Source organism: Sphingobium sp. CR2-8, from assembly GCF_035818615.1.
Lineage (GTDB): Bacteria > Pseudomonadota > Alphaproteobacteria > Sphingomonadales > Sphingomonadaceae > Sphingobium.
Window position 1 is genome coordinate 930,354 of sequence record NZ_JAYKZY010000002.1, and the last position, 17,389, is coordinate 947,742.

General features: G+C 66.0%; 14 protein-coding genes and 1 riboswitch. Of the genes, 10 read left to right on the top strand and 4 right to left on the bottom strand.

Annotated elements, in window-relative coordinates:
• From ftsA to U5A82_RS08485, 10 genes are all read left to right on the top strand, one after another.
• Positions 1-1,284, top strand: a complete 1,284-nt coding sequence (gene ftsA / locus U5A82_RS08440) for a cell division protein FtsA (protein WP_326290117.1) — start codon at positions 1-3, stop codon at positions 1,282-1,284.
• 107 nt (positions 1,285-1,391) lie between these two features.
• Positions 1,392-2,849 (top strand): cell division protein FtsZ, encoded by a 1,458-nt coding sequence (ftsZ, locus tag U5A82_RS08445; protein ID WP_326290119.1) that lies wholly within the window; start codon positions 1,392-1,394, stop codon positions 2,847-2,849.
• Between the two features lie 231 nt (positions 2,850-3,080).
• Positions 3,081-4,976: a tetratricopeptide repeat protein gene (locus U5A82_RS08450; RefSeq protein WP_326290121.1), complete on the top strand. Its 1,896-nt coding sequence runs from the start codon at positions 3,081-3,083 to the stop codon at positions 4,974-4,976.
• Between the two features lie 292 nt (positions 4,977-5,268).
• Positions 5,269-6,429 carry a deoxyguanosinetriphosphate triphosphohydrolase gene (locus U5A82_RS08455; protein WP_326290122.1) on the top strand — a complete coding sequence of 387 codons (1,161 nt, stop codon included), beginning with the start codon at positions 5,269-5,271 and terminating at the stop codon, positions 6,427-6,429.
• A gap of 53 nt (positions 6,430-6,482) precedes the next feature.
• A riboswitch (glycine riboswitch) is annotated at positions 6,483-6,582 on the top strand.
• A 179-nt stretch (positions 6,583-6,761) separates the two neighbouring features.
• On the top strand, positions 6,762-7,913 hold the full coding sequence (gene gcvT, locus U5A82_RS08460; protein ID WP_326290124.1) for a glycine cleavage system aminomethyltransferase GcvT: 1,152 nt from the start codon (positions 6,762-6,764) through the stop codon (positions 7,911-7,913).
• A 30-nt stretch (positions 7,914-7,943) separates the two neighbouring features.
• On the top strand, positions 7,944-8,315 hold the full coding sequence (gene gcvH / locus U5A82_RS08465) for a glycine cleavage system protein GcvH (RefSeq protein WP_326290125.1): 372 nt from the start codon (positions 7,944-7,946) through the stop codon (positions 8,313-8,315).
• Positions 8,316-8,524: 209 nt separating this feature from the next.
• Positions 8,525-9,883 (top strand): aminomethyl-transferring glycine dehydrogenase subunit GcvPA, encoded by a 1,359-nt coding sequence (gene gcvPA, locus U5A82_RS08470; RefSeq protein ID WP_326290126.1) that lies wholly within the window; start codon positions 8,525-8,527, stop codon positions 9,881-9,883.
• Between the two features lie 114 nt (positions 9,884-9,997).
• On the top strand, positions 9,998-11,572 hold the full coding sequence (gene gcvPB / locus U5A82_RS08475) for an aminomethyl-transferring glycine dehydrogenase subunit GcvPB (protein WP_326290127.1): 1,575 nt from the start codon (positions 9,998-10,000) through the stop codon (positions 11,570-11,572).
• The gene (locus tag U5A82_RS08480) at positions 11,569-12,213 is read left to right on the top strand and encodes a DUF938 domain-containing protein (RefSeq protein ID WP_326290128.1); all 645 of its coding nucleotides are present in this window, start codon (positions 11,569-11,571) and stop codon (positions 12,211-12,213) included. The genes gcvPB and U5A82_RS08480 overlap by 4 nt, the downstream gene beginning before the upstream one ends.
• Before the next feature lie 95 nt (positions 12,214-12,308).
• Positions 12,309-13,187 (top strand): hypothetical protein, encoded by an 879-nt coding sequence (locus U5A82_RS08485; protein ID WP_326290129.1) that lies wholly within the window; start codon positions 12,309-12,311, stop codon positions 13,185-13,187.
• Here the strand turns inward: U5A82_RS08485 and U5A82_RS08490 are convergent.
• The 4 genes from U5A82_RS08490 to U5A82_RS08505 form a co-directional block, all read right to left on the bottom strand.
• Positions 13,144-15,147, bottom strand: a complete 2,004-nt coding sequence (locus U5A82_RS08490) for an ATP-binding protein (RefSeq protein ID WP_326290130.1) — start codon at positions 15,145-15,147, stop codon at positions 13,144-13,146. The genes U5A82_RS08485 and U5A82_RS08490 overlap by 44 nt on opposite strands.
• Positions 15,148-15,269: 122 nt before the next feature.
• On the bottom strand, positions 15,270-16,532 hold the full coding sequence (spt, locus tag U5A82_RS08495) for a serine palmitoyltransferase (RefSeq protein ID WP_326290131.1): 1,263 nt from the start codon (positions 16,530-16,532) through the stop codon (positions 15,270-15,272).
• Between the two features lie 104 nt (positions 16,533-16,636).
• Positions 16,637-16,879 carry an acyl carrier protein gene (locus tag U5A82_RS08500; RefSeq protein ID WP_326290132.1) on the bottom strand — a complete coding sequence of 81 codons (243 nt, stop codon included), beginning with the start codon at positions 16,877-16,879 and terminating at the stop codon, positions 16,637-16,639.
• Positions 16,880-17,093: 214 nt separating this feature from the next.
• Positions 17,094-17,372: an ETC complex I subunit gene (locus U5A82_RS08505; protein WP_326290133.1), complete on the bottom strand. Its 279-nt coding sequence runs from the start codon at positions 17,370-17,372 to the stop codon at positions 17,094-17,096.
• Positions 17,373-17,389 lie beyond the last annotated feature (17 nt).

The window sequence follows — 17,389 nt, forward strand, 5'->3', positions numbered from 1 at the left end:
ATGGCCCAGCCCAAGGTCGAAAAGCTCATCACCGCCATCGACATCGGATCGTGGAAAGTGTCCGCGCTCATCGCGGGCCGGACCGACACGGGCGAGCTGGCGATCCTGGGCACCGGCCAGCGCGAAAGCCGGGGCGTGCGTCGCGGCTTCATCGCCGACATGGAACGCACCGAACTGGCCGTCCGCGAAACGGTCGAACAGGCCGAACGCGTCGCGGGCACCAATATAGAGGATGTCTGGGTCAGCTTTTCGGGCGGCAGCCTGGTCAGCGACGTCGTCACGGTGGAACGCGACATGAGCGGCTATCGCATCGAACAGCCCGATATCGACGATCTGCTCACCACCGGGCAACAGGGTATCGACCCCGATGGCCGCATCGTCCTTCACGCCCAACCGACCTGCTTCACGATCAACGGCCGGGTGCCGGTCAAGAAACCGCTGGGCATGCATGCCGATCTGTTGGGCGTGGACATCCATGTCGTGCTGGCGGATGGTGCGCCGCTCGCCAATCTCGACCTGTGCGTGCGCGGCGCCTATCTCAACGTCAATTCGATCGTCGCCTCCCCGATCGCGACGGGCCTGGCTTGCCTGTCGGAAGAGGAACGCGACCTGGGCGTCGCGCTGGTAGAAATGGGCGCGGGCGTTACCAACGTTTCGCTCTATGCGGGCGGCATGCTGGTCGGTCTCCATTCGATTCCCTTCGGCGCGGCCGACATCACCGACGACATAGCCTCCGCCTTCGGCATCCGCCGCAGCCAGGCGGAGCGGGTCAAATGCTTCTATGGCTCCGCTATGCAGAATCCCCGCGATTTCCGCGAGATGATCGAAATCGCGCCGCCCCATGGCGAAGCCGCGATACCGGGGCAGGCCGCTGGCCTGAATGCGGAAGGGGGCAAGATCACCCGCGCCGCGCTGGTCGGCGTCATCTGCGAACGGCTGAACCAGATCATGACGGACGTGAACGCCGCGCTGGCGGGCATGGGTTTCAACAGCAACGGGCGACAGGTCGTGCTGACCGGCGGTGGCGCGGAAATGAAGGGCATCGCCGACTATGCGCAGGGCGCGCTGGGCCGCGCGGTGCGGATCGGACGACCCAGGGGCTTGTCCGCCATGCCCGAAGCGCATAGTGGGCCAGCCTTCGCGACATTGGCGGGACTCGCGCTTTACGGCGCTTCCAACCCGGTTGATCTCCGCACGATGGCGCCCGCGCCGCAAACGGTGCATCGCCTGGGGGCGCCGCTCTGGTGGCAACGTATGATGCGCGCGATGAAGACCAACTATTGAACGAAATTGAACCAAGACGAAAATAGGTAGTGAATTCCCCTATTTTCTGGTGTTAACATTAAATGACGGCGTTGCTTCCTGACGAGGAAGCTGAGGGAGCAGTATATATGAGCATTGAAATCAGCCCACCGCATGTGGACGAACTGAAGCCGCGGATCGCGGTCATCGGCGTCGGCGGCGCGGGCGGCAATGCCATCGCAAACATGATCGCCGCCCATGTCGAGGGCGTGGACTTCATCGTGGCGAACACCGACGCGCAGGCGCTCAACAGCTCGCCCGCCGAACGCCGCATCCAGCTTGGCCCGCAGATCACCGAAGGCCTCGGCGCCGGATCGCGTCCCGAAATCGGCAAGGCGGCGGCGGAAGAGACCATCGCTTCGGTCGAAGAGGCGCTGCAGGGCGCGCATATGTGCTTCATCACCGCGGGCATGGGCGGCGGCACCGGCACGGGTGCAGCCCCGGTCATCGCGAAGGCTGCGCGCGATCGCGGCATCCTGACCGTCGGTGTCGTGACCAAGCCCTTCACCTTCGAGGGCAATCGCCGCATGAAGTCGGCGGACGCGGGGATCGAGGAGCTGCAAAAGCATGTCGATACCCTCATCGTCATTCCGAACCAGAATCTCTTCCTTATCGCCAACCCGAACACGACCTTCAAGGAAGCGTTCCAGATGGCGGACGAAGTGCTGCAACAGGGCGTGCGCTCCATCACCGATCTCATGATCATGCCGGGCCTCATCAACCTCGACTTTGCCGACGTGCGGTCGGTGATGGGCGAAATGGGTAAGGCGATGATGGGCACCGGCGAAGCGGAGGGCGACGGCCGTGCGCTTCAGGCCGCCGAAAAGGCGATCGCCAACCCGCTGCTCGACGGCGTGTCGATGCGCGGCGCGAAGGGCGTCATCGTCTCGATCGTGGGCGGCGACGACATGCGCCTGATGGAAGTGGACGAAGCCGCCAACCATATCCGCGAACTGGTCGATCCGGACGCGAACATCATTTGGGGCAGCGCCTTCAACGATGGCCTCAACGGCAAGATCCGCGTGTCGGTGGTCGCCACCGGCATCGATAATGAAGTGGGCAATCACGCCGCGCCGCTGACGCAGCCGTTCAGCTTCGCCAACCGGCCCGCCGTGTCCGTTCCGCAGTCCGCCGCGCCTAAGCCCGCGCCCGTCGCGCAGCAGCCCGCACCGGCGGCTCCCGCGCCCGCGCCTGCACCGACGCCTGCCCCCGTGCAGCCCGAAACGCTCGAACTCGACGTGCCCGCCGCCCCGGCCCAGCCTGCTCCCGCAGCGCCGACGCCTGCTTTCGCCCCGAAGAAGCCGGCCGCTATCTTTTCCGACGAAGATCCCGACCAGGACGAACTGATCCTGGGCGCGGACGCCGCCGAACCGGCCGCGCCCGCCGCGCCAGCGCCTGCCGCCCCCGCGCCGCGCGTCGCCGCCGGTGGCACGCTGTTCGAACGGATGGCGGGCCTGACCCGTGGCACGGAAAAAGCGCCGGGCGCTGACGACGCGGCGCCTGGCGTCGACATCCCCCGCTTCCTCAATCGCCAGAGCAACCAGTAACCGCGCGTGCGGCCAAGGCCGCACGCTTTGATCAAGCGCGCTGTCGGTCGCCTGGGGCGGCCCGGCGCGCTTTTTCATGGGGCCAATTCCCTGTCCGGCGCGATATCGGCTAGAGGATCGACTCTCCGGAGCGCATCTCGCTCCCGACGCAGCCAATGTATCTTTTGTCTTCCGTATCTCCCCTATGCCGATGACCCTTCGCCCGGCTTGGAGATGTTCTAGGGACCGAATGTGAAACGTACGTCTTCTTGGATCGTCGGTCTTTGCCTTCCCGGCGCGTTCCTCCTTCCCGGCGTCGCGCTGGCGCAACTGGACCAGTCGCAACTGGTCCGTCCGCTGGGCGCCGCCGACCTCAACACCAACCTGGCGCGCCTCGCGTCCAACCCGCGCGATGTCTCCGCGCTGATCGGTGCTGGCGAAGCCGCGCTGGCGCTGGACGATCCCCGCGCGGCCACCGGCTTCTTCGCCCGCGCCGAAGCGATCGAGGGCAGCAACGGCCGGATCAAGGCCGGGCTGGGGCGAGTGATGCTCAAGCTGCAAAACCCCCGTGAAGCCCTGCGCCAGTTCGATCTCGCCACGCGGCTGGGCTATGCCGAAACGACCCTGTTCTCCGATCGCGGCCTGGCGCGGGACATGACCGGCGATCAGGCCGGGGCGCAGCGCGACTATCAGGCGGCGCTGCAACGCACCCCCGACGACGATGAACTGGTGCGCCGCTATGCCGCATCGCTCGGCATTTCCGGACAGGTCGCGGCGTCCGAAAAAATCCTGCAACCTTTGCTCTACAAGAGCGATCGCGCCGCCTGGCGCTATCGCGCGTTCATCCTGGCGATGAACAACCGGCAGGCGGATGCCAAGAAGCTGGCGTTGCAGACCATGCCCGCCCAACTGGCCACTGCCATCATCCCCTATATGGAAAAAATGCCCTATCTGACCGCCGCGCAAAAGGCCGCAGCCGTGCATTTCGGCCATTTCCCGGCGCAGATCGGCACCAGCATCGTCGCGATCACGCCGACCCCGCCCGCACCGGGCGTCGCCGTCGCCGCCAGTCCGCCGCCGACCACCGTCGCGGCGGCAACCCCGGCCAGGACGAAACCGCTCAGCCGCAGCGAACAGCGCCGCCAACAGCGCGAGGCGGCCCGGCTCGCGCGCGCGGAGCGGCAGGCCGCTGCCCGCCGTCCGGCCCAGCCGCGACTGGCGCAGGCCGACACGACGCCGCCTGCCAACCCGCCCGCCGCCCGGACCCCGCAACAGACCGCGCCCCAGCCTGCGCAACAGCCGACGCCACAGTCCAGCCGCACGCCGCCCGCACCGCAGGTCCAGCCACTACCGGCAACCCCTGCTGCCAGCGCACCGGACCCAACACCCCAACCGACCACGTCACGTCCGACAACCGCGCCCGCCGCCGTGCAGGGACCACCCGCGCCCGGCTTCGATTCGGTCGATCGCGCGCCTACCCGCACCACGCTGCCCCAAAGCCAGCCGTCTACAAGCGTAGCGCCGCAGACCCCGACGGCTCTTGCACAGGCGTCCCCGCCTGCCACCCAGCCATCGGCGGCCGCAACCCAGGCCCCGACCCAGTCCCTTCCACCCACGCCGCAGCCTGATCCGGAAGCCACGCGCAGTCTGGCGGACATCATCCGCGCCATCGACGTGCCCGAAGCGGAACGGCAGCCCACCGTCGCCGCCGTGGACCTGGCCGAAATCGCCGCCGTCCAGGCCGCCCGCCGCGCCGAACGCCAGGCCGCCGCCGCCTCCGCCGCCGAAAAGGCGAAGAAGGAGGCCACGGCCAAGGCCAAGGCGGAGGCTGCCGCCAAGGCGAAGAAGGAGGCCGAGGAAAAGAAGCGCCTCGCCGACAATCCCTCGCGCAACTGGCTGCAAGTCGGCGTCGGCCAGAGCAAGGGCGCGCTGGGCTTCACCATGAATGCGCTGCGCAGGAAATATACGATCCTCGCCAAACAGGATGGCTGGAGCGCTGCCTGGGGCCGCACCAACCGCCTGCTGGTCGGTCCCTTCGCCAGCTTCACCCGCGCCAGGGAACTGGAAACCAGCCTCAAGAAAGACGGCGCCGACGCCTTCGCCTGGAAAAGCGACGCCGGGGAAGTCGTGGAGAAGCTGGGCGATTGATGGCGTCGGGGGCAATCCACCTGCCTCCACCTAATGGCTTCCTCTACTCCCCTCCCTATCAGGGAGGGGCCGGGGGTGGGTGCGCCACGCAGTGGCGCTCTGCCGTCAGCAAGCAAGTTGCTCGCTTCGCTCACACCCTCCCAATCCTCCCTGGAGGGGAGGCGCTATGTGATAGCTGCCTACCCCAAGCGGGCTAACCGTGAAGACCTATCCCGTGCGCCACAAATCGGCGTCACGGAAAGCCGACCTTCCGCTGTTCCAGCCGCCGCCCAAATGCTCTAAGAGCGCGCCCATGACGACGCTCGCCTCCTATGCCTGCCATCCCGCCGCCAGCCGCGGTCGCCTCTATCCCGAAGAGGGCGGGGAAAGGCGCGGGCCGCGCGATATGTTTCAGCGCGACCGCGATCGCATCATCCACTCGATCGCGTTCCGGCGGCTGCGTCACAAGACGCAGGTGTTCGTCTCGCCCGACGGCGATCATTTTCGCGTCCGCCTGACCCACAGCCTGGAAGTCGCGCAGATCGGCCGCACCACCGCGCGCACGCTGGGCCTCAACGAAGATCTGACCGAAGCGCTCTGCCTTGCCCACGACATCGGCCATCCCCCCTTCGGCCATGCCGGGGAGGACGCGCTGGAAGCGGCGATGGAGGATCATGGCGGCTTCGATCACAACGCCCATACGCTGCGCACGCTGATGCTGCTCGAAAGCCCCTATCCGCGTTTCCCCGGTCTCAATCTCAGCTGGGAAATGCTGGAGGGGCTGGCCAAGCATAATGGCCCCGTCACCCACCCCGGCTGGGCTATGCGCGAACTCGACACGCTCTGTCCGCTCGACCTTGCCAGCCATGCCTCGCTGGAGGCGCAGCTGGCCGCGATCGCGGACGACATTGCCTATGACAATCACGACATAGACGATGGCCTGCGCGCGGGCCTGCTGACGCTCGACCAGTTGATGGACGTGCCTTTCGTCGCGACCTGCTGGGACCGGGTGCGCGCCCGCTATCCCGATGTGGCGCAGGACCGGCTGCTGCGCGAACTGGTGCGCGAGCAGATCGGCGTGATGGCCACCGACCTCATCGACTCCACCCGCGCCAACATCGCCGCATCGGGCGTGGAGACGGTCGCGGACGTCCGTGCCTTCGGCGAAACCCTCGTCGCCTTCTCGCCGGACCTCGCCGCGCAGGAGCGCGAACTCAAACGCTTCATGTACGCCACCCTCTATCATCATCCCGAACAGCTTGCCGCCGCTGATCGCGCGCGGGTGATCGTCACCGACCTGTTCCGCGCCTATCGCGACGACCCAGCCCTGATGCCGCCCGAATGGCGCGACGATTGCGTGCTGGAAGAACCCGCCCGCAGCCGCCACATTGCGGACTTCATCGCGGGCATGACCGATCGCTACGCCGAAAAGCGTCATGCGGAAATCTACGGCGCCATGGCGCTGGCGGATTGACGCGCCCCTGCGTTTGAAGCAATGCGGCAGCGTCTCCGATGGATTCGTCCGTCGGGCATGATGCGGGAGAGCATGGGAAGCCTTGAAGGCCACCCCGTCACCGAAGGAGCAACCGCCCCGGAATCTCTCAGGTTAAAGGACCGCATCGCGCGCAAGGCACTCTGGAAAGCGGACAGTCGCGCGATTGTCCCACCGAAGGGGTAAGCCATGTGGCCGCAAGGCCGCTGGTCAAAGCTCTCAGGTTCCGTGACAGAGGGGGTGGCCTATGCCAGCGGTCCGAATCCGGGCGCTGGTTTCTGTTCGCCATCAACCCCGCACGGAAAGGACGCTTCATGTCCGGCAATGACGATATCGCCACCCTCGCCGAGGAACTGCCGCTGGAGGCCCTGCCGCTCGACGCCTGGCACCGTGCCCGCGGCGCGCGCATGGTCGGCTTTGCGGGCTATCATATGCCGATCCAATATGAAGGCATCATGGCCGAACATAGCTGGACCCGCGAACATGCCGGCCTGTTCGACGTCAGCCATATGGGCCAGCTCAGCTTTTCGGGCGAAGCTGTCGATGCAGCGCTCGAACATCTGCTGCCCAGCGACATCAAGGGGCTGAAGCCCTTCCGCCAGCGTTATTCGATGCTGCTCGACCAGGAAGGCGGCATCCTGGACGACCTGATGGTATCGCGCCTCGGCGATGGCGCGTTCGACGGCGCGGACATTTACATGGTCGTCAACGGCGCGACCAAATATGACGATATCGGCTGGATGATCGAACATCTGCCCGACGCCGTCGTCATGAACCACATGGCCGACCAGGCGCTGCTCGCCCTGCAAGGCCCGGAAGCGGGCGAAGCGCTGGCCGCGCTCATCCCGGAAACCGCCGACCTCCTCTTCATGCAGTCGGGCCAGTTCATCTGGCGCGGCGTCACGCTGTGGATCAGCCGTTCGGGCTATACCGGTGAGGACGGCTTCGAAATCAGCCTGCCCGCCGACGACGCGACCCTGCTTGCCGATGCGCTGTGCGCGTTGCCGCAGGTGAAGCCCATTGGCCTGGGCGCGCGCGACTCGCTGCGTCTGGAGGCGGGCCTGCCGCTCTACGGCCATGACCTTTCGCCCGCCGTCAGCACCATCGGCGCGGACCTGGGCTTCGCCATTCAAAAGCGCCGCCGCGAGGAGGGGGGCTTCATCGGCCATGCCCGCGTGTTGAAGGAACTGGCCGACGGTCCGGGATCGAAGCGCGTGGGCCTCACCATCACCGGCCGCCTGCCTGCGCGCGAAGGTGCGCAGATCTACGCTGGCGACGTCCTCGTCGGGGAAGTCACGTCGGGCGGCTTCGCGCCGTCGGTGGGCGCGCCGATCGCCATGGGCTGGGTCAGCCTGCCGCATGCCGCGATCGGCCAGGCGCTCGAAATCGACGTCCGGGGCAAACGCATCGCCGCTGAGGTTGCGCCGATGCCGTTCGTTTCCCATCGTTATCGCCGCAAGGCCTGATTCTTCATTTCCTTGGAGGGTAGTAAATCCATGAGCCGTTATTTCACCGACGAACATGAATGGATCGATGTCGAGGGCGAAATCGCCACCGTGGGCATCACCGACTATGCGCAGGAACAGTTGGGCGACATCGTGTTCGTCGAACTGCCGGCCGAAGGCACCAATTTCGACAAGGGCGACGACGCCGCCGTCGTGGAATTGGTCAAGGCCGCCTCCGACGTCTATGCGCCGATTTCGGGCGAAGTGGTCGAATCCAACAGCGCGCTGGAAGACGAACCCGCGCTCGTGAACAGCGACGCGGAGGAGGATGGCTGGTTCTTCAAACTGCGCATCGCCGACACCAGCGAGCTGGAAGGCCTGATGAACGAAGCGGCCTACAAGAAGTTCGTGGCCGCGCTGTAAAGGACAAAAAATAAGCCCCTCCCTTCCAAGGGAGGGCGTTTCAGGTCGGTCAAGCCCCCGGCTTGACCTGAACAGCGCGGGGCGCTGTTCACCTGTAAACGGGGTGGGTGGCGACCGTAGGGAGCCTCAATCCTATCCCAAAGAGCCGCCGCTGGCGCGGCGGACCCACCCCCTTACCCCTCCCTAAAAGGGAGGGGGGAGTTTTGGACATGCGCTACCTACCCCTTACCGACACCGACCGGCAGGACATGCTGGCCGTCATCGGCGCATCCTCGATCGACGATCTGTTCGTGGACGTGCCTGCCGAAGCCCGCCTGACCGACAAGATCGCGGGCCTGCCCGATCACGCCAGCGAACTGGCGGTCGAACGTCACATGGCGGCGCTCGCGCGGCAAAATCTGTCGGCGGGGGAGGCGCCCTTCTTCCTGGGCGCGGGCGCGTACAAGCATCATGTCCCCGCCAGCGTCGATCATCTGATCCAGCGCGGCGAATTCCTGACCGCCTACACCCCCTATCAGCCCGAAATCGCGCAGGGCACGTTGCAGGTGCTGTTCGAATTCCAGACCCAGGTCGCGCGCCTGCTGGGCTGCGACGTCGCCAATGCGTCCATGTATGACGGCTCGACCGCCTGCTGGGAAGCGATCGTCATGGCCCGCCGCATCACCAAGCGCGGCAAGGCGATCCTGTCGTCGGGCCTTCACCCCCATTATGTGTCGGTCGCCAACACCATGGCGAAGTTCACCGGCGACGTGCTGGCGCATGAAGCCCCGACGCTGGACGCCGCGACCGACATCGACGCCCTGATCGCGGGCATCGACAAGGATACGAGCTGCGTCGTCGTCCAATATCCCGACATTCTCGGTCGCATCGCCGACCTGACCCCACTCGCCGACGCCGCCCATGCGGTGGGCGCGCTGCTGGTCGCGGTCGTCACCGAACCCGTCGCTCTTGGAGCCATCAAGGCACCTGGGGCTATGGGCGCGGATATCGTCGTGGGTGAAGGCCAGTCGATCGGCGTCGGCCTCCAGTTCGGCGGCCCCTATCTTGGCCTCTTCGCCTGCAAGCAGAAATATGTCCGCCAGATGCCGGGCCGCCTGTGCGGTGAGACGGTGGATGCCGCGGGGAAGCGCGGTTTCGTGCTGACCCTCTCGACCCGCGAGCAGCATATCCGGCGGGAGAAGGCCACGTCGAACATCTGCACCAACTCGGGCCTGTGCGCGCTCGCGTTCAGCATCCACATGACCCTGCTCGGCGAACGCGGCCTGCGCGAACTGGCGACCCTCAACCACGCCCTCGCTTGCCAGGCCGCCGATCGCCTGAGCCAGGTGCCGGGCGTCACGCTGGTCAACGACAGCTTCTTCAACGAATTCACCCTGATCCTGTCGAAGGATGCGCGCGAGGTCGTCCGCACCCTGGCCGACAAGGGCGTGCTGGCGGGCGTCTCGCTCGGCCGCCTGTTCCCGGCAGCGCCCCAGATCGGCAACGGCCTGGTCGTCGCCGTCACTGAAACGGTCACGCCGGAAGATATCGAAGCCCTGGCCAAGGCGCTTGAGGAGGAACTGGTATGAACAGCCCTCTTAATCCGTTCGCCCTGAGCCTGTCGAAGGGCCGCACTTTCTTTGAAGAAAAGGGCAGGGCTTCGACAGGCTCAGCCCGAACGGTTTTGGAAAGAGGGCTGTAAGATGACGATGCTCAAGGAAGGCCGCCCCACCACGCCAGTCCCTGTCGAGGAAGCCCATATGTCTCCGGCAACCGCCACCGGCAATCGCGCGCTGATGCTGGAAGAAGCCCTGATCTTCGAGATCGGATCGACCGACACCACCGGCGTAGACTTCGCGGACGCGCCCAACGTCGCCAGCCGCCTCGGCGCGCTCGCCCGCACCGACGCCATCGGCCTGCCGGGCCTGTCCGAACAGGAAACGGTGCGCCACTACACGCGTCTCAGCCGCCAGAACTACGCCATCGATCTCGGCCTGTTCCCACTCGGCTCCTGCACGATGAAGCATAATCCGCGCCTGAATGAAAAGGTCGCGCGGATGCCCGGTTTCGCCGACCTCCACCCGCTCGCCCCGCAATCGACGGTGCAGGGCGCGCTGGGCGTCATCAACGAACTGGCGGTCTGGCTCATCAAGCTGACCGGCATGCACGGCGTCGCCATGACGCCCAAGGCGGGCGCGCATGGTGAATTGTGCGGACTGCTCTGCATCCGCGCCGCGCTCGAAGCCCGCGGCGACGCGCGGCAGGTCGTGCTGGTCCCCGAAAGCGCCCACGGCACCAACCCCGCGACCGCCGCCTTCTGCGGCTACAGGGTGGAGGATATCCCCGCGACCCCCGAAGGGCGCGTGGACTTGGAGGCGCTCAAGGCGCGCCTCGGCCCGGACGTGGCGGCGGTGATGATCACCAACCCCAATACCTGCGGCCTGTTGGAACGCGACATGAAGACCATCTCCGACGCGGTCCACGCCGCCGGGGCCTTCGTCTATTGCGACGGCGCGAACTTCAACGCCATCGTCGGCCGGGTCCGTCCCGGCGACCTGGGCGTCGACGCGATGCACATCAACCTGCACAAGACCTTCTCCACGCCCCATGGCGGCGGTGGTCCCGGCTCCGGCCCGGTGGTATTGTCCGAAGCGCTCTCGCCCTTCGGGCCGCTGCCCTATACCGCGCGCATGGCGGACGGCACGATCCACCTCATAGAGGAGGAGAATGTCGGCGAGGAAATGCCGCAAAGCTTCGGTCGCATGTCCGCCTTCCACGGCCAGATGGGCATGTTCACGCGCGCGCTGGCCTATATCCTGTCTCATGGCGCGGACGGCCTGCGTCAGGTGGCGGAGGACGCCGTCCTCAACGCCAACTATATCCTGCGCAGCCTGGACGATGTGCTGGACGCGCCCTTTGGGCAAAGCGGCCCCTGCATGCATGAGGCGCTGTTCAGCGACAAGGGACTGGCCGAAGGCTTCACCACGCTCGACATCGCCAAGGGGCTGATCGACGAAGGCTTCCACCCGATGACCATGTATTTCCCGCTGGTCGTCCATGGCGCGATGCTGGTCGAACCGACCGAAACCGAAAGCAAGGCCGCGCTGGACCAGTTCATCATGGCCCTGCGCAGCCTCGCCGAACGCGCCAAGGCCGGGGACGAAGCGCTCAAGGGCGCACCCTACCACGCCCCGCGCCGCCGCCTCGACGAAACGCTCGCCGCGCGAAAGCCCATCCTGACCTGGACCGATCCGGCGCTGGCCCAGGCGGCGGAATGACGGACGGGCCGGAACCCTGGCAACCGGGTTCCGACCCTGCCATAGCCGGAAAACGTTTCGCTCCCGCAACGGAACGCAATCGCGACGCGATCGCCGCCGTCCTGCGCGACGCCCTCCCACCCGCCGGCCTCGTGCTGGAGGTGGCGAGCGGGAGCGGCGAACATGCTGTCCATTTCGCTGTCTCTTTCCCCGATCTCGACTGGCAACCGACCGATCCCGATCCGACCGCGATCAACTCGATCGCCGCTTGGCGGGAAGAGGCGCGCGCGCCCAATCTGCGCGCCCCGATCCCGCTGGACGCGGCAGCCGACTGGCCGATCGCGCAGGCCGCCGCCATCCTCTGCATCAACATGGTCCACATCGCCCCATGGGAAGCGACGCTGGGATTGTTCAAGGGGGCAGGGCAGGCGCTGCCGCCCGGCGGCCTGCTCTATCTCTACGGCCCCTACACCCGCGTCGGCGTGGAGACCGCTCCCAGCAACCTGACCTTCGACGCCTCGCTCAAGGCTCGCGACCCGCGCTGGGGCCTGCGCCGAGTCGAGGATGTCGTCGCCGCGGCGCAGGCGCAGGGCTTGCGCTTGGACAAGCTGATCGCCATGCCTGCGAACAACCTGTCATTGCTTTTCAGGCGGCGGACTTGAAATAATAGTGTGTTCCCGCGAAGGCGGGAACCCAGCCCCGCCCTTCGAACTGGGTTCCCGCCTTCGCGGGAACACGCCGCACATATTAGGGACTAATGCCCAGCCATCTCCTCCCCCTCGTCACGGCCGAACTCGCCGCCCCGGCCGATCCGCGCGCCGCCGCCATGGCCGGCGCACTCGCCGCCCAATATCCGCAGGCCGCCCGCGCCGTCCTCTTCTACGGCTCCTGCCTGCGGGAGGCCAATCTCGACGGGCTGATGCTCGATTTCTACCTGATCGTGTCGGACTATGCGGCCGCCTATGGCAAAAGCTGGCTGGCGCGCGCCAACCGCCTGATCCCGCCCAACGTTTTTCCCTTCGAACATAATGGCCTGATCGCCAAATATGCGGTCCTGTCCGAAGCCGACTTCGCGCGTCTCAACAGCCCGGCGGCCGACAATGTCTCGGTCTGGGCGCGCTTCGCCCAGCCCTCGCGCCTGCTCTGGGCCGCCGACGATCTCGCCCGTCAGCGCGCCATCGCCGCCGTGGCGCAGGCCGCGCCGACCCTGCTTTCCCTGGCACAGCCGATGGCGGCGGGGCAGGGGGATGCGCTGGCCCTGTGGAAGGCCGGTTTCACCCAGACCTATAATGCCGAATTGCGCGCCGAAAAGACCGGCCGTTCCGTCTCGATCGTGGACGCCGATCCCGACCGCTATCGCCGCTTCGGGGATGCCGCGCTCGCCGACGGCCTGCCACCGCCCCCGCAGGATGCGCCAGCCCGCTGGCGCGCGCTCCAGCGGCGCGGCAAGCGCCTGTCGGTGATGCGCCTGGCCAAGGCCAGCTTCACCTATGCGGGCGGCATCGATTATCTGGCGTGGAAGATCAACCGCCATGCGGGCACGCAGATCAGCATCCAGCCCTGGCAACGGCGCTGGCCGCTGCTGGGCGCGATCACTCTGCTGCCGCGGCTGCTGCGGGGTGGCGCAATTCGCTGAGCGCGCTCGTCAAAGCCTGCCCCAGCGCCATCAGCGTATAGGGCTTGCGCAACACGGCATGCCCTTCGAAATCCGCACTATCGTTCGCATCGCCGGTATAGCCGGTGACGAACAGCACCGGCAGGCTCTGGAACCGGGCAGGCAGTGCCTTCACCATTTCCGGCCCGGTCATGTCGGGCATCATCACATCGCTGACGATCAGGCGCACATCGCCATGACTGGCCAGCAATTTGGCCGCCTTGGACGGATGGTCGCAGGCGATCGGCAGATGCCCCAGCTCCGCCAGCGCCGCCATGGTCTGGTTCAGCACGCGCGCATCATCCTCGACCACCAGGATGCGGGCAGGGGGATGTTCGACCGGCGCATGCGCGAAACTGGCACGCTGGCGCACGGCGTCCTCCGCCAGCGCCGATCGCGGCAGATAGAGATGTACGCTGCTGCCCCGGCCCGGTGTCGATTCGATCCGGATCTCGCCACCGCATTGGCGCACGAACCCGAAGATCTGGCTCAGGCCCAGGCCCGTGCCCTTGCCCACCGGCTTGGTGGTGAAAAAGGGTTCGAACACTCGCGCCAGCACCTCGGGCGTCATGCCGCATCCATCGTCGGTCACGCACAGCGTCACATAATCGCCCGCCGCGCATTCGCCGACCTCGCCATCGGACAGCAACGCCTGTCCCGTCGCCAGCGTCAACCGGCCGCGTCCGTCCATCGCATCGCGCGCATTGACGCACAGGTTCAGGATCGCATTCTCCATCTGATGCTGGTCGACGAAGATGCGCCAGCCGCTGGCCCCCTGCACGAAGCCGACGGTGATCTGGTCGCCGATGGTGCGGTCGATCAGGTCGGCCATGCCCGACAGCAGCGCATCGGGATCGACCGCGCTGGGCAACAAAGGCTCCGACCGGGCAAAGGCCAGCAGGCGGCGGGTCAGCGCGGACGCCCGGTTCGCGCCCTCCATCGCATTGTCCAGATGGCGACTCGCCTCTTCGGGCTGCAACCGCATCTTGCGCTTGGCCAGTTCCAGCCCGCCGACGACGACGGCCAGCATATTGTTGAAATCATGCGCGATGCCACCGGTCAGCTGGCCCACCGCATCCATCTTCTGCATCTGACGCAGATGGTCCTGCGCCGCCGCGCGCTCCGCCAATTCTTCTTTCAGCTGCTCATAGGCGTAGGATAGTTCTGCGGTACGCGCCTTGACCGCCGCCTCCAGCCGGTCGGCGCGCTCGGTTTCCACATCCGCTATCCGGCGCGCGCTGCGCCGTTCGCGATAGGCGACATGGGCGAACCAGGCGCCGAACAGGATGCATACCAGCATCGCAAGGCCCACCAGCCGTGATGTCCTGCCCACCCATTCGCTGCGATCCCCCGCCAGCGTCACCGCCAGGCTGCGTTCGCGCAACCGCTGATTCTCGGCCTTGATGACCAGGTCGAGCAGGGCGGTGATGCGCCGCAGATCCTGCGACTTCCCGGCTTCATGGAAACGGGCCAGCGCCGCCATCTTCTGGTCGTACGTCGTGCGCAGGCCCACTTCGCTCAGCGTCTTGCCCCGCGCGATGAAGGCGTAGCGCAAAGCCGCGACATTGCCGTTCTGCCAGCCGGACCCGCGCGTGGCGTAGGTCAATGCCTTCAACTGGCTGGCCGCGCCGCGCCACTGGTCCTGGAACAGGCGGCCGGTATCGGGGTCCAGGCTGATGACATAGCGGGCCAGCGTCACCTCCGCCCGCGCCATCCGCGCCTCGAACCCGCGCGCCAGCGCCATCACCTCGAAACTATTCTGTTGTTCGGCCAGGGCCTGCGCATGGTCGCGCGAGGCTTGGCTGGCATTGTAGAGCAGTGCCCCCAGCGACCCTACCAGCAGGACGGCCAGCAACAATGGCAGGGCGCGCTGCACCCGCCCGCGCCAGCCCCCGTCCGGGTCGACAGGAAATGGACCGTCATGAATGTCGCTGTCGATCATCGACCGTTACACTAGACGAACAACGTCGCCCGCGAAACATCACGGATTAAAAGTTCCATACCCGCTCGACATTTCGTCGCACGCTCGGCTCTTTCAGGCGTGAAATATGCCCGCAGCGTGGCTCAATCGATGGCGCCGGTCGCCTTGCCCGCCGCCTCGAACATGCCGATGATCTGCTCGACCTGCGCGTCGCTATGTTCGGCGCACAGCGAACAGCGCAGCAGGAACGTGCCGGTCGGCGTCGCCGGCGGGCGCGCCATATTGACGTACAGGCCCAGTTCCAGCAGCGTCTGCCACATCGCGACGGCCTGCGCCTGATCGGTCAGGATGACGGCGATGATCGCCGACTGCGGCGTCTTCGTCCCCAGCGTGAAGCCCAGATCGGTCAGCCCCTTGTGCAGGCGCTGGCTGTTCTTCCACAGATGGGCGCGCTTGTCGCCCGCATGCATCAGCTTGCGGATGCTGGTCGCGGCGGTGGCGACGACGCTGGGCGGCAGCGACGCGGTGAAGACATAGGGACGGCACACCAGCCGCAAAATCTCGAACTTGGGGTGATTGGATACGCAGAAGCCACCGACGGTGCCGACCGATTTGGAGAAGGTGCCGACCACGAAGTCGATATCCTTCTCGACCCCCTGTTCTTCATAGACGCCCCGGCCATGCTCACCGAAAAAGCCCATGCCATGGGCTTCGTCCACCAGGATCATGCAATTGGCGTGCTTGCGCACCGCCGCGACCATCTCGGGCAGGGGGGCGACATCGCCCAGCATCGAATAGACGCCTTCCAGCACGACCAGTTTCAGCGCATCGGCGGGCAGGCGAGCGAGGCGCTTGTCCAGATCCTCGACGCTGTTGTGGCGGAAGCGCACGATCTCTGCGTCGCCCAGGAAGCAGCCGTCATAGATGGACGCATGGCTGTCGGCGTCCAGGATGACATAGTCGCCCCGGCCCGCCAGCGTCGAAATCACGCCCAGATTGGCCTGGTATCCGGTAGAAAAGACCATCGCGCCCGACGTGCCGTAAAAATCCTTGAGCGCGTCCTCGACCGCCTTGTGGCCCTGATAGGTGCCGTTCAGCACGCGGCTGCCCGTCGTGCCCGCGCCGAATTCGTCCAGTGCCTTCTTGCCCGCCGCGACCACGTCGGGGTCGAACGTCATGCCCATATAGTTATAGGTGCCCAGCAGGATCGTGTCCTTGCCCTTGATGACGGCCTGGGTCGGCGACTTCACCTCGTCCATCACGATCGCGAAGGGATCGCGCACGCCCGTCGCCATCAGCGCCTCGCGCTCGGCGATCAGGGGATCGAACTTGGAAAAAAGGTCGCGCGCGCCGGGCGTTTCGGCGGGCGTGCGGGTGTCGTTCGCGGTGGCGGCAGCGTCGGTCATATGTAAAATCCGTTCGGTTCAAAACCTCCGTTCGGTTCGAGCCTGTCGAGAACCAAGCGCATCGTTCTCGACAGGCTCGAACCGAACGGAAAAGGAAAGGCGGCTTAGCCCTTCAACTTCGCGACCGCGTCCACCAGTTGGCCGACGGTCTCGATTTCGGCCTGCATGTTCATGGTGATGATGATGTCGAATTCATCCTCGATCGCCGCGACGAAATCCATCACCGTCAGGCTGTCCCACTCCAGGTCGCCGGCGAATGTGGTGGCTTCGGTCAGTTCGACGCCCTTCTTGTTGAAGGGCGCGACCTGCGTCGCGATGCTGTCGAAAATTGCGGTGCGATCCGTCATTATCGTGAAAATCTTTCCGTCAAAGCGCGGCATTTGCCGCCCAGAGCATTTTGAAGTCGGCTGGAACAGCCGACGACTCGCAAAATGCGGTAAGCAAAAATAATCAGCTCATTATCCGATGCAATCGGATGAACCTCTGACCCGCCCTTTGGCAGCGGAATAAGGCGTCAATCGGGCAGCATCGCGCCCGAATGTGCAAGGGAAAATCGGTCGCTTAACGAAAATTGTCGGCGTAGGCCTGCAATTTCAGTGTCTTGGGCGGGGTCGCGATGACGGTGTAGGGCACACCCTGCTTTTCCGCATAGGCCACGGCCGCTTCCTGCGAGGGGAAGCTCAGCTTCAACTGCTGCTTGGTGTCGCCCGATCCGGCCCAGCCGGTCAGCGGGTCCGCCTGCTTGGCTTCGGCGGGCGCATATTCCAGCACCCATTTATGGGTCAGCGCCTTGCCGGACTGGAGGGCGTTCTTCTGGACTTGGTAGATGCGCGCGCTCATCGCGAAAGACTCCGGTA

What these genes read in the sequence shown, in the direction of transcription:
- ftsA (WP_326290117.1), top strand. Translation starts at nt 1, where the DNA reads ATGGCCCAGCCCAAGGTCGAAAAGCTCATCACCGCCATCGACATCGGA.
- ftsZ (WP_326290119.1), top strand. Translation starts at nt 1,392, where the DNA reads ATGAGCATTGAAATCAGCCCACCGCATGTGGACGAACTGAAGCCGCGG.
- U5A82_RS08455 (WP_326290122.1), top strand. Translation starts at nt 5,269, where the DNA reads ATGACGACGCTCGCCTCCTATGCCTGCCATCCCGCCGCCAGCCGCGGT.
- gcvT (WP_326290124.1), top strand. Translation starts at nt 6,762, where the DNA reads ATGTCCGGCAATGACGATATCGCCACCCTCGCCGAGGAACTGCCGCTG.
- gcvH (WP_326290125.1), top strand. Translation starts at nt 7,944, where the DNA reads ATGAGCCGTTATTTCACCGACGAACATGAATGGATCGATGTCGAGGGC.
- gcvPA (WP_326290126.1), top strand. Translation starts at nt 8,525, where the DNA reads ATGCGCTACCTACCCCTTACCGACACCGACCGGCAGGACATGCTGGCC.
- gcvPB (WP_326290127.1), top strand. Translation starts at nt 9,998, where the DNA reads ATGACGATGCTCAAGGAAGGCCGCCCCACCACGCCAGTCCCTGTCGAG.
- U5A82_RS08480 (WP_326290128.1), top strand. Translation starts at nt 11,569, where the DNA reads ATGACGGACGGGCCGGAACCCTGGCAACCGGGTTCCGACCCTGCCATA.
- U5A82_RS08485 (WP_326290129.1), top strand. Translation starts at nt 12,309, where the DNA reads ATGCCCAGCCATCTCCTCCCCCTCGTCACGGCCGAACTCGCCGCCCCG.
- U5A82_RS08490 (WP_326290130.1), bottom strand. Translation starts at nt 15,147, where the DNA reads ATGATCGACAGCGACATTCATGACGGTCCATTTCCTGTCGACCCGGAC.
- spt (WP_326290131.1), bottom strand. Translation starts at nt 16,532, where the DNA reads ATGACCGACGCTGCCGCCACCGCGAACGACACCCGCACGCCCGCCGAA.
- U5A82_RS08500 (WP_326290132.1), bottom strand. Translation starts at nt 16,879, where the DNA reads ATGACGGATCGCACCGCAATTTTCGACAGCATCGCGACGCAGGTCGCG.
- U5A82_RS08505 (WP_326290133.1), bottom strand. Translation starts at nt 17,372, where the DNA reads ATGAGCGCGCGCATCTACCAAGTCCAGAAGAACGCCCTCCAGTCCGGC.